This window comes from Ignavibacterium sp., from assembly GCA_032027145.1.
Lineage (GTDB): Bacteria > Bacteroidota > Ignavibacteria > Ignavibacteriales > Ignavibacteriaceae > IGN3.
In genome coordinates this window covers 3,565,718-3,578,756 of the sequence record JAVSMP010000001.1, presented here as the reverse complement: position 1 = coordinate 3,578,756, position 13,039 = coordinate 3,565,718, and the positions used below count along the sequence as shown (strand labels likewise).

Annotated in this window: 8 protein-coding genes; all 8 read left to right on the top strand. The window is 35.7% G+C overall.

The annotated features are described in order from the left end of the window. Positions 1-24: 24 nt before the first annotated feature. Positions 25-720 carry a 50S ribosomal protein L1 gene (gene rplA, locus ROY99_15090; GenBank protein ID MDT3697707.1) on the top strand — a complete coding sequence of 232 codons (696 nt, stop codon included), beginning with the start codon at positions 25-27 and terminating at the stop codon, positions 718-720. A 72-nt stretch (positions 721-792) separates the two neighbouring features. Next, complete coding sequence (rplJ, locus tag ROY99_15085) at positions 793-1,314, top strand: 50S ribosomal protein L10 (GenBank protein ID MDT3697706.1); 522 nt, start codon at positions 793-795, stop codon at positions 1,312-1,314. A 33-nt stretch (positions 1,315-1,347) separates the two neighbouring features. Beyond that, positions 1,348-1,728, top strand: coding sequence for a 50S ribosomal protein L7/L12 (rplL, locus tag ROY99_15080; protein MDT3697705.1), 381 nt, complete (start codon positions 1,348-1,350; stop codon positions 1,726-1,728). Between the two features lie 129 nt (positions 1,729-1,857). Continuing rightward, positions 1,858-5,616, top strand: coding sequence for a DNA-directed RNA polymerase subunit beta (gene rpoB, locus ROY99_15075; protein MDT3697704.1), 3,759 nt, complete (start codon positions 1,858-1,860; stop codon positions 5,614-5,616). Between the two features lie 39 nt (positions 5,617-5,655). Next, entirely contained in the window at positions 5,656-9,915 is a 4,260-nt protein-coding gene (gene rpoC / locus ROY99_15070; GenBank protein MDT3697703.1) for a DNA-directed RNA polymerase subunit beta', read from the top strand. A gap of 147 nt (positions 9,916-10,062) precedes the next feature. Beyond that, positions 10,063-10,443 (top strand): 30S ribosomal protein S12, encoded by a 381-nt coding sequence (rpsL, locus tag ROY99_15065; GenBank protein MDT3697702.1) that lies wholly within the window; start codon positions 10,063-10,065, stop codon positions 10,441-10,443. Positions 10,444-10,446: 3 nt separating this feature from the next. After that, positions 10,447-10,914 (top strand): 30S ribosomal protein S7, encoded by a 468-nt coding sequence (gene rpsG / locus ROY99_15060; GenBank protein ID MDT3697701.1) that lies wholly within the window; start codon positions 10,447-10,449, stop codon positions 10,912-10,914. Between the two features lie 20 nt (positions 10,915-10,934). Further along, positions 10,935-13,031, top strand: a complete 2,097-nt coding sequence (gene fusA / locus ROY99_15055) for an elongation factor G (GenBank protein MDT3697700.1) — start codon at positions 10,935-10,937, stop codon at positions 13,029-13,031. Positions 13,032-13,039: the final 8 nt, after the last annotated feature.

Sequence of the window (13,039 nt, the reverse complement as noted above, 5' to 3'; positions counted from 1 at the left end):
ATTTAAATTTATTGGTGATTTAAGATGCAAAAAACTAAGAGAAATAAAGAAATTATTAAATCTGTAAACGTAGAAAAAGAGTACACCTTAGCTGAAGCAATTTCAATTTTGAAAGATCAGTCAAAAGTTAAATTTGTGGAATCGCTTGATTGTGCAATAAGATTAGGTGTTGATCCTCGGCATGCTGATCAAATGGTTCGAGGAACAGTATCTTTACCACACGGTACCGGAAAAACAGTAAGAGTGTTGGTTATTGCCAAAGGTGCAAAAGCTCAAGAAGCTTTAGATGCCGGTGCAGATCACGCCGGATTTGAAGATTATCTTGAAAAAATTAAAAGCGGATGGGCTGATGTTGATGTTGTTATCGCAACTCCGGATTCAATGGCTGAGTTAGGAAAACTTGGAAAAGTGTTAGGACCAAAAGGTTTGATGCCTAATCCTAAAAGCGGAACAGTTACAATGGATGTCGCAAAAGCTGTTAAAGAAGTAAAAGGCGGCAAAATTGAGTTCAGAGTTGAAAAAGCCGGTATTGTACATACTTCTTTAGGAAAGTTGAATTTTGACACTGACAAATTAGTTGATAATACAAGAGCTTTTCTTAATACTATTATTAAGATGAAACCTTCAACTGCCAAAGGACAATACGTAAGAAGTTTGTTTTTATCCAGTACTATGGGTCCTGGATTAAAAATTTCTAAAGATGAATTAAGCATTGTTTAATAAGATTTTACGCACTCATAAAAATATAGCTTCTAACCGACCCGAAATACTAAAATATGATACGGGAGAAAAATGAATAAGAATGAAAAAGCAGAAATAATTGCTGAAGCGAAAGAACTAATCCAGGATTCGACAGCTGTTTTTCTTACTGATTACTCTAATATTAATGTTGCAGACATTACTGAATTAAGAAATCAGTTTAGAAAAGACGGAGTTAAGTATAAAGTATTTAAGAATACTTTATTTAAACGTGCGCTTGTTGAATCAGGAAAGTTTGAAAAGCTTGCAGAACATCTTGAAGGAATGACAGGGTTTGCCTTTGCTTCTACAAATCCGGTTGCACCTGCAAAGATAATAAAAAAATTTAACGACACTTCACAAAAGTTTGCGTTAAAAGCGTGTTACATTGAAACTCAATACTATGACGGCAGTAAATTAAATCAGTTAGCATCGCTGCCTACAAAGGATGAATTAATTGCTGGTATTATCGGCAGTTTGAATTCTCCTGCATCTGGTATTGTAGGATCTATTTCAGCAGTAATCAGAGAACTCGTCAGTGTTATTGATGAAGTATCAAAGACGAAAGCTGCATAATTAATTTAGAAAAAATAATTAGGAGAAATAAAAATGTCTGAAAAAGTTGCACAAGCACTTGAACTTATAAAAGGTATGTCACTATTGGAAGCTTCTGAATTAAAGAAAGCTCTTGAAGAAGAATTTGGAGTTACCGCTGCTGCACCGGTTGTAATGGCTGGTCCTGCTGCTGGTGGTTCAGCTGCAGCTCCTGTTGAAGAACAAACAGAGTTTGATGTTATTCTTCAATCTGCTGGTGACAAAAAGATCAATGTAATTAAGGTTGTGAGGGTTCATACCGGTTTAGGATTAAAAGAAGCCAAAGATCTTGTTGATGGTGCCCCGAAAACAGTTAAAGAACAAGTATCAAAAGATGAGGCTGAAAAGGTTAAGAAAGAGCTTGAAGAAGCCGGCGCAACCGTTACATTAAAATAAAATTCTTTTTTTTTAATACATTTTTTTAGTGATAAGGCGAATAAAACCGTCTTATCGCTTTGTTATATATAGAGAACGTTGTTTAGATGTTAATTAATTAGCATTTGACTATTATTAGGAGGTTTTCAATTGGATAATAACCGTATTTCATTTGGTCATATTTCATCAGTAATTGATATTCCGAATCTTTTAGGTATTCAGACTGAAACATTTGAGGAATTTGTTCAGCTTAATGTTCACCCTTCAAAAAGAGAAAATCAAGGATTGCAAGCCGTATTTACATCTAATTTCCCAATATTTGATAATAAAGAAAATTACAGATTGGATTTTCTTGAGTATTATGTTGAAAAACCAAGATTTTCTGTAGAAGAATGCTTGGAAAGAGGACTCACTTTTGCGGCACCTCTTAAAGCCAAATTAAGGCTTTCGACAAAAGATCCCGAAACCGAGGAATTTATAAATACTGTTGAGCAGGAAGCATATCTAGGCAATCTTCCATTTATGACTGAGAAAGGAACCTTTGTAATAAATGGAGCAGAAAGAGTTGTTGTATCTCAGTTACATCGTTCGCCTGGTGTTGCCTTTGCGCAAACCATCCATCCAAATGGAACTCCCATTTACTCAGCAAGAATAATTCCTTTGAGAGGTTCTTGGGTAGAGTTTGCTACTGACATTAATTACGTAATGTATGTTTACATTGATAGGAGAAAAAAATTCCCCGCCACTACTTTGTTAAGAGCATTAAATTTTCAATCGGATGAAGAGATATTAAAGCTTTTTGATTTAGTTGAGAATGTATCAGTTAAAAAAGGGAAACTTGAAAATTATCTCGGTCGAATGATTGCAAGTGATATATTCGATATGTCAACAGGCGAAATTTTTCTAACTCGGGATTCAATCTTAACCGAAGAAGACCTGGAAAGAATAAATGATGCTGAAGTTGATGTACTTAAATTTATTAAATCTGAATCTGTTAATGAACAAAATCTAATTGTAAATACTTTACGTAAGGATACTTCTCACACACGTGAGGAAGCTTTGTATGCAATTTATCGCCAGCTAAGAACTGGTGAAGCACCAGATCTTGCGACTGCTGAATCATTAATTGAAAAACTTTTCTTTAACGATAAACGTTATGATCTTGGTGATGTTGGTCGTCATAGAATGAATCAGAAATTAGAACTTAACATCCCTGAAACTACAACTGTTCTTACTGTCGAAGATATAATTTCAATAATGAAATACATTATTGATCTTAAAAATGGTGAAGTAGATGTTGATGATATTGACCACCTTGGTAACAGAAGAGTCCGAACTGTTGGTGAACAGTTAGGGCAGCAGTTTAATGTTGGCATGGCTCGTATGGCCAGAACAATAAAAGAACGTATGAACATGCGCGACACAGAAAATTTTACACCACAGGATTTAGTAAACGCCAGAACAATAACCAGTGTTATTAATGCATTCTTTGGTACCAATCAATTGTCACAGTTTATGGATCAGACTAATCCATTAGCTGAAATGACACATAAAAGAAGAATGTCAGCTTTAGGACCTGGCGGATTAACCAGAGAGAGAGCGGGATTTGAAGTTCGTGACGTTCATTATACACATTATGGAAGACTTTGTCCTATCGAAACTCCTGAAGGACCTAATATCGGATTAATTTCTTCTCTTACAATTTATGCAAGAGTAAACAAATATGGATTTTTAGAAACTCCTTATCGGAAAGTAGTTAAAGGAAAAGCCACTGATGAAGTTGAATATTTAACTGCCGAGCATGAAGATATCTACACTGTTGCTCAAGCAAATGAGTTGATAACTGAATCAGGAAAATTTGTTGATGAAAGAGTAAAATCCAGACTGAAAAGTGAGTTCCCGATAGTTCGTCCAGAAGATGTACAATATCTTGATGTTGCTCCTGCACAGATAGTTAGTGCAGCGGCTGCATTAATTCCATTCTTAGAACATGATGATGCTAACAGAGCGTTGATGGGTTCAAACATGCAGCGTCAATCTGTACCGTTACTAAAACCGGAAGCACCAATTGTTGGAACCGGAATGGAAAAGAAAATTGCTTTTGACTCAAGGGCAATTGTTGTTGCAGAAGATAACGGTATAGTTGAATATGTTGATGCTGATAAAATTGTTGTTAAATATGATATCAACCCTAACAGTTTTGAAGCCCTGACAAGTTTTAATGAAGTAAGGGAAGTAGTTTATAATCTTACAAAATTCCATGGCACTAATCAGGAAACCTGTATTAATCAGATTCCAATTGTAAAAGAAGGACAAAAAATTAAAAAGGATGATGTTCTTGCGGATGGAGCAGCAACAGATGGCGGTGAATTAGCTTTAGGACGGAACGTATTGGTTGCTTTTATGCCCTGGCGAGGTTATAACTTTGAAGATGCTATTATAATAAGTGAAAGAGTTGTAAGTGAAGATATCTATACTTCAATTCATATAGAAGAATTTGAATTACAAGTTAGAGAAACAAAGCGCGGCGAAGAAGAATTAACAAGAGAAATTCCAAATGTTAGTGAAGAAGCTGTAAAAAATCTTGATGAAGACGGAATAATCAGAGAAGGGGCAGAGGTTAAAGAAGGTGATATTTTAATTGGAAAGATTACACCTAAAGGAGAAACTGATCCTACTCCTGAAGAAAAATTATTGCGTGCAATATTTGGAGATAAAGCCGGTGATGTTAAAGATGCTTCATTGAAAGCGCCTCCCGGATTGAAGGGTACCGTTATTAAAACCCGGCTTTTCAGCAGAAAGAAAAGAGATAATGAAGCTAAAAAGCAAGAAAAAACTGCATTAGATAATCTAGATGCTGAGTTTAAAAAGAAATTGCAAAATCATTATGATAAGCTTGTTGAAAAACTAACCAAGATAACTAAAGAACAGATTACTACCGGTATCCGAGATCTTGATGGCAGTGTTGTTTTAAGAAGCGGTTCAACAATAAGAGAAGAAACTTTTTCCGGAATGGAAGATGTAACAAAACTCGATTATTCGCTTGATTGGTTTGATACAAAAAAGACAAATAATTTGATTAATACTCTTTTCAAAAATTATTTCACAATCAAAACTGATATTGAAGAAGATTTTAAGAGAGAAAGAATAAAAATTCAAAGCGGTGATGAGCTTCCTCCTGGAATAGTTCAGTTGGCAAAAGTATATGTTGCTAAAAAGCGTAAGCTTTCTGTTGGTGATAAAATGGCAGGAAGACACGGAAATAAGGGTGTTGTTGCAAAGATTGTTCCTGTTGCCGATATGCCTTATTTACCTGATGGAACTCCGATTGATATTATCTTAAATCCACTCGGTGTACCTTCTCGTATGAACCTTGGTCAGCTATATGAAACCGCCTTAGGTTGGGTTGGTAAAAAATTAGGAGTAAGATTCTCTACTCCGATCTTTGATGGTGCTAAAGTAGGTAATGTTGAAGAATGGTTAGCTAAAGCCGAATTAGAATCAGGCAGCAAAACTGATCTTTATGATGGAAGAACCGGGGAGATGTTTCATCAAAAAGTTACCTGTGGATATATCTATATGCTTAAACTAAGCCATCTAGTAGATGATAAGATTCACGCAAGGTCTATTGGGCCATACTCGCTGATTACTCAGCAGCCGCTTGGTGGTAAAGCACAGTTTGGCGGGCAAAGATTTGGAGAAATGGAAGTTTGGGCACTTGAAGGTTATGGTGCTTCAAATATTTTGCAGGAAATATTAACTGTAAAGAGTGATGATGTAACCGGAAGAGCAAAAGTTTATGAAGCAATCGTTAAAGGTGAAAATTTGCAGGAACCAAATATTCCCGAAGCGTTTAACGTTCTTATAAAGGAACTCCAGGGCTTAGGTCTGGATATTAAAATAAGGTAATGTTAAACTGTTTTTCACTTAGAAATTAGGAGATAAAAAATGGCTTTTAGAAATCAAGAAAATACGATTAGAGATATTAATAGTATAACAATAAGTTTAGCTAGCCCTGATGATATATTAACCAGATCCTATGGTGAGGTTACTAAACCTGAAACAATTAATTACAGATCATTCAGACCAGAAAAAGATGGATTGTTCTGCGAAAAGATTTTTGGTCCTACTAGAGATTGGGAATGTTTTTGCGGAAAGTATAAAAGAATCCGTTATAAAGGAATTATCTGCGATAGATGCGGTGTTGAAGTAACACAAAAAAGCGTAAGACGTGAAAGAATGGGGCACATTGGTTTAGCCGTTCCGGTTGTTCATATTTGGTTCTTTAGAACTCAGCCGTCAAAAATAGGGAATATTATTGGCATCAGCCTAAAAGAACTTGAGAAAATCATTTACTACGAATCTTATGTTGTTCTTAATCCGGGTATAACAGGCTTAAGCCGTTTGGATCTGATTTCAGAAGACCAATATTTTGAAGTATTAAACTCTTTACCAGATGGTAATGAAAAGCTTGATGATGATGATCCTAAAAAATTTGTTGCCAAAATCGGCGGTGATGCAGTAAAAGAGATTTTGAAAAAAACAAATATTGAAGAGCTTTCAAGAGTATTAAGAGAAGCAGTAAAAATCGAAACCTCACAGCAAAAGAAAGCTGATTATTTAAAAAGATTAAGAGTGCTTGAAGCATTTAAGGAAGAAGAAGGAAAAGTTCCTAATAAACCTGAATGGATGGTATTAGGTTACATTCCGGTCATTCCTCCTGAACTTCGACCGCTTGTTCCACTTGAAGGCGGAAGGTTTGCAACAAGTGATCTTAATGATTTATATCGTCGTGTTATAATCAGAAACAACAGACTAAAAAGATTAATCGATATTAAAGCTCCGGAAGTAATTTTAAGAAACGAAAAAAGAATGCTTCAGGAAGCTGTTGATGCTCTCTTTGATAATTCAAGAAGAGGAAGCGCAGTAAGAAGTGATAACAATCGTCCATTAAAATCTTTAAGCGATATGCTTAAAGGTAAGCAAGGCAGATTCCGTCAGAATCTTTTAGGTAAAAGAGTTGATTATTCTGGCCGATCTGTTATTGTGGTTGGTCCTGAGCTTAAATTACATCAATGCGGTCTTCCTAAAGATATGGCAGTTGAGTTATTCAAACCCTTTATTATCAGAAAGTTAATCGAAAGGGGACACAATAAAACTGTTAAAAGTGCAAGAAAAGTAGTTGATAGAAAAGATCCAATTATCTGGGAAATACTTTCTAAAATTATTGAAGCTCATCCGGTATTGTTAAACAGAGCTCCAACTCTCCATCGGTTAGGTATTCAGGCATTTCAACCGATCTTGATTGATGAAAGAGCTATACAATTACATCCAATGGTCTGTACAGCATTTAATGCTGACTTTGATGGCGATCAGATGGCGGTACACGTTCCTCTTTCCTATGAAGCACAATTGGAAGCTTCTTTATTAATGCTTAGCAGCCATAATATTTTATCTCCCCAAAATGGAAGTCCGATTGTGGTACCTACTCAGGATCTAGTCCTTGGATGTTACTATCTGACCAAATTTAAAGAAGGTGATAAGGGAGAAGGAATGATCTTCTCTTCACCTGACGAAGTAATTATTGCTTATGATAACCGGGTAGTTGGGCTGCATGCAAAAATTAAGGTTAGATTTAATGGTGAATTAATTGAAACTACAACTGGACGAGTAATATTTAATCAAATAGTACCAAAAGAAATGGGCTATATAAATCAGGTCCTTATCAAAAAAGCCTTCGGTGGTATTATCGGTAAGATGTTTATGAAATTAGGAAATAAAGTAACCGCAAAGTTTCTTGATGATCTTAAAGATCTTGGATTTAGATATGCTACTGCTGGTGGTTTGTCAGTTAGCTTTAGTGATATGATTATTCCTGATGAAAAAGTATCTCTGATTAGTAAAGCAAATAAAAAGGTTGAAAATATCCTTAATGAACATGAAATGGGTTTAATTACTGATGCTGAAAGATATAATAAAATAATAGATGTTTGGACTCATACAACAAACGATGTCGCCAGAGTTCTGATGGATAGAATAAAACAGCATGATAAAGGATTTAACTCTTTACATATGATGGTTGATTCCGGCGCAAGAGGCTCACAAGAACAGGTAAGACAGTTAGCCGGTATGAGAGGATTAATGATGAAACCTCAAAAAACTCTTTCCGGACAAGCCGGTGAGATTATTGAGAATCCAATTGTGGCAAATTTCAAAGAAGGTCTTTCAGTGCTTGAGTATTTTATTTCAACTCACGGTGCAAGAAAAGGACTAGCTGATACAGCACTCAAAACTGCTGATGCTGGTTACTTAACCAGAAGATTGGTGGATGTTGCTCAAGATGTAATTATCACTGAAGAAGATTGCGGGACTATACTTGGTATTGAAATTAAAGCATTAAAGGATGTGGAGGAAGAAAGAGAACCTTTAGCAGAACGTATTACCGGAAGATTTGCACAAGCAGATGTTTATAATCCAAGGACAGACGAATTGATCGTTGAGGCTGGACAAATGATAACTGAACCTATAGCAGAGAAAATTGAAGATGCTAACATTGATTCGGTTTACATCAGAACAGTTCTTACCTGTGAATCTAAAAGAGGTGTTTGTCTGAAATGTTATGGAAGAAATTTAACAACAGGTAAACCAGTTGAGATTGGCGAAGCTGTTGGGATTATTGCAGCACAATCAATTGGTGAACCGGGAACTCAATTAACACTTCGTACTTTCCATCTTGGCGGTACGTCTTCAAGAATTGCATCACAATCACAGGTTGAATCCAATAGTGATGGTATTGTAAAGTTTGAAAAAATAAATTCTGTTGATAAAACTGTAAAGGATCCTTTCGGCGGTTTTGATATTGAAGTAAATGTGGTTACTGGTAGACGTGGTGTTATTGAGATTTATGATGAGAATAACAGACAGTTAAAGAAATTTGACGTACCCTATGGAGCCGAGTTATTAGTAAAAGACGGACAAAAAATTAAGAAACGTCAACCACTATATAATCACGATCCTTATAATGCTGTGATTTTAACAGATATATCTGGGAAAGTTAAGTTTGTTGACCTTATTGAGGGAATAACATTACAACAAGTAACCGATGATCAGACTGGGCACGTTCAGAAAGTAGTGATCGAATCAAAAGATAAAAACCTAACTCCGGGTATTTTAGTTGAAAATTCAGACGGAGAAAGAAAATCATTCAACCTTCCTGTAAGAGCATATTTAGCTGTTGAAGAAGGTGAAAATATTGCTGCTGGTACTATTCTGGCTAAAATATCAAAACAGACCACTAAGAGCAGGGATATAACGGGAGGTTTACCAAGAGTAACAGAATTATTTGAAGCCCGAAGCCCACATGAGCCAGCTGTTGTTTCAGAAATTGAAGGTAACGTAAAGTTTGGTACCCGTAAAAAAGGTTCGAGAGAAATTATAGTTGTTGCACCTGATGGCTCTGATGAGAAAAAATACAATATAGCTTTTCAGAAACATATTTTAGTGCAGGAAGGAGATGAAATCCCTGCAGGCGAGAAAATAACTGACGGACCGATAAATCCTCATGATATTCTTGCTATAAAGGGTACAAGTGCCGTTCAGGAATATTTAGTGAATGAAATTCAAGATGTTTATCGTCTGCAAGGCGTTAAGATAAATGATAAACATATTGAAGTAATTGTTCGACAGATGCTTCAAAAAATAAAGATCGTATCACCCGGAGATACTAGATTTCTTGAAGAGGATATTGTAGATAGAGTGGCGTTCTTTGAAGAAGATTCTTTGATTATGACAATGGCTTATGTTGAGGATAAAGGTGATTCAAAATTAAAGAATGGACAATTGATTCCAAAATCTAAGCTGAGAGAAATTAATAGTGATTTGAAGAAGAAGGATAAGAAGGAAATAATTGCTCGTGATGCAGAACCAGCTACATTCGAAAACATATTGTTAGGAATCACGCAGGCTGCCTTATCCACTGAGAGTTTTATTTCCGCAGCTTCTTTCCAGGAAACAACCAAAGTGCTTGCAAATGCAGCAACAGAAGCTAAAGAAGATAGATTATTAGGACTGAAAGAGAATATAGTTATGGGACATCTCATTCCTGCAGGTACTGGTCTAAAGAGCTATGCAAACATAATTCTTGAAAGTGAAGAAATTGCAGTCGAAGAAGAAAAAGATGCTGAAAGTCATTCAGTTCAGAACAATTGATTAATTAAATTCTTAGCACTTGTGAATAATTAATTCAATTGTTCTTCTTAATTTGAAAAATAGTTTAAGTTTTCTTGACTATTTTTTAATTGAAAACTATATTTGAAATCTGAATTTTTTTGAAGAAGTAAATTTTTAGGAGATTTTGTGCCTACAATAAATCAGTTAGTTAGAAAAGGTCGGGTAAGAATACTATCAAAAAATAAGGCTCCGGCTTTAAATGCCTGTCCACAAAAGAGAGGCGTATGTACAAGAGTCTATACTACTACACCCAAAAAGCCTAATTCAGCGCTCAGAAAAGTGGCTAGGGTAAGATTAACAAAAACAAATGTTGAAGTATCAGCATACATTCCTGGCGAAGGGCACAATTTGCAGGAGCACTCAATTGTGATGATTAGAGGCGGTAGAGTAAAAGATCTGCCAGGCGTACGATATCACATTATTAGAGGAACTTTAGATACAAGTGGTGTCGCTGACAGAAAAAAAGGTCGTTCTAAGTATGGTGCAAAAAAACCAAAAGCGAAATAAAAAATGAGAAAAAGAAGAGCAGAAAAAAAGTATCTTAAGCCAGATCCAAAATTCAATGATGTACTGGTGGCAAAATTTATTAATTGTGTAATGTATGATGGCAAAAAAGCAGTAGCTCGAAATGTAGTTTATGATGCTTTTCAATTGATCGAAGAAAAAACCAGTAAACCTGGATTAGAGATTTTTAAGAAAGCCATCTCAAACACACAACCCTTAATTGAGGTTAGAAGCCGTAGAGTTGGCGGAGCTACTTATCAGGTTCCGACTGAAGTTAGACCAGAAAGAAGAATTGCTCTTGCTATGAGATGGATTAAAAACTACTCACGTGCTCGTGGTGAAAAATCTATGTCAGCCAAATTAGCCTCTGAGTTAATGGCTGCAGCAAATGGCGAAGGATCATCGGTAAAGAAAAAAGAAGATGTACACAAAATGGCTGAAGCAAACAAAGCTTTTGCTCACTTTAAATGGTAAATATGATTGTATAGAGTTTGATGACTGGTAAAGTTAAAATAAATAAGGTTCGAAATATTGGTATAATGGCTCACATAGATGCTGGTAAGACGACTACTACGGAAAGGATTTTATTCTACACAGGTAAATTACATCGTATTGGAGAAGTTCACGATGGTGCTGCAACAATGGATTGGATGGAGCAGGAAAAAGAACGAGGTATCACTATAACCAGTGCTGCAACTACTTGCTTTTGGAATGATCATCAGATTAATATTATTGATACGCCTGGACACGTTGACTTTACAGTTGAAGTTGAAAGATCTTTAAGAGTTTTAGATGGAGCCGTTGCACTTTTTTGTGCTGTTGGCGGTGTCGAGCCACAGTCAGAAGCTGTTTGGAGACAAGCAGATAAATATGGAGTTCCCCGAATTGCATTTGTAAATAAAATGGATAGGACAGGTGCAGATTTTTACAATGCAGTTAATATGATGAAAGAACGACTTGGTGCCAATGCTATACCAGTTTGTTTGCCAATCGGCGAAGGTGATTTATTTGTTGGTATTATTGATTTAATCCAATTTAATGCAAGAATGTATCATGAGGGCTCATTCGGTACTTCTTATGATGAAATTGATATTCCAAAAGATCTGTTAGAGATTGCATCAAAATTCAGAACTCAAATGTTGGAAGCAGTGTCTGATGTTGATGATACTTTGCTTGAAAAATATTTAGAAGGTAAAGAAATTGGTGCTGATGAGATAAAGAATGTACTTAGAAAAGCAACAATTGAGTTAAAGATAATCCCAGTTCTTTGTGGTTCTTCGTTTAAAAATAAAGGTGTACAGAAATTATTGGACTCTGTTGTTGATTTTTTACCATCTCCAATGGATTTTCCGGAGATTGAAGCTCATCATATTGGATTGCTTGATACAGTTAAACGAAAAGTTGATGAAAACGAGAAATTTACTGCTTTAGCTTTCAAAATTATGAATGACCCTTATGTTGGTAAATTAACATTCTTTAGAGTTTATTCTGGTATATTAAAATCAGGATCATATATTTTTAATTCGGTTAGTGGTAAGAAAGAAAGAATCAGCAGATTACTCAGAATGCATGCAAACCATAGAGAAGAAATTTCTGAGGTAAAGGCTGGTGATATAGCAGCAGCTGTTGGTCTAAGATATACCAGAACCGGCGACACATTGTGTGATGAACATGATCCGATAGTTTTAGAAAAAATTTCTTTCCCTGAACCAGTTATTCAGATTGCTATTGAGCCAAAAACAAAAGCTGATCAGGATAAATTATCCGATTCTTTGACTAAACTTGCCGATGAGGACCCAACTTTTAAAATTAAAGTTGATGAAGAAACCGGTCAAACTTTAATCAGTGGTATGGGAGAATTACATCTTGAAATTCTTGTTGACAGGATGAAAAGAGAGTTTAAAGTTGAAGCTAATATTGGCAAGCCACAAGTCGCTTACAGAGAAACTATAACTCAAAGAGTTCAAGCAGAAGGCAAGTTTGTAAAGCAATCAGGCGGTCGTGGAAAATTTGGACATGTGTGGATTGAGCTTTTACCCAATGAACCAGGGAAAGGCTATGAGTTTATTAATGGTATTGTTGGAGGTGTTGTTCCGAAAGAATATATTCCCGCTGTTTCTCAAGGAATTCAGGATGCGATGAAAAATGGAATAATTGCCGGTTTTCCGATGGTAGATGTTAAAGCAAAACTATATGATGGTTCTTATCATGATGTCGATTCTGATGAGATTTCATTCAGGGTAGCAGGTTCAATGGCATTTCAGGCAGGGGCAAAAAAAGCAAACCCGGTTTTGCTTGAACCAATTATGGCTGTTGAGGTAGTTACTCCTGAAGAATATTTAGGAGATGTTATGGGAGATCTTAATTCAAGAAGAGGAAAAATTGAAGGATTTTCAGCTCGAAAAGATGCTCAGGTGATAAAAGCAAATGTACCTTTATCGGAGATGTTTGGATATGCTACGATATTAAGATCAATGAGTCAGGGTAGAGCAATCTATTCAATGCAGTTTGATCATTACTCTGCAGTACCTAAAGCAATTGCTGAAGAAATTTCTGAAAAATCCTTAGGAAAAAAGACAACAGTAAATTAATAATTGAA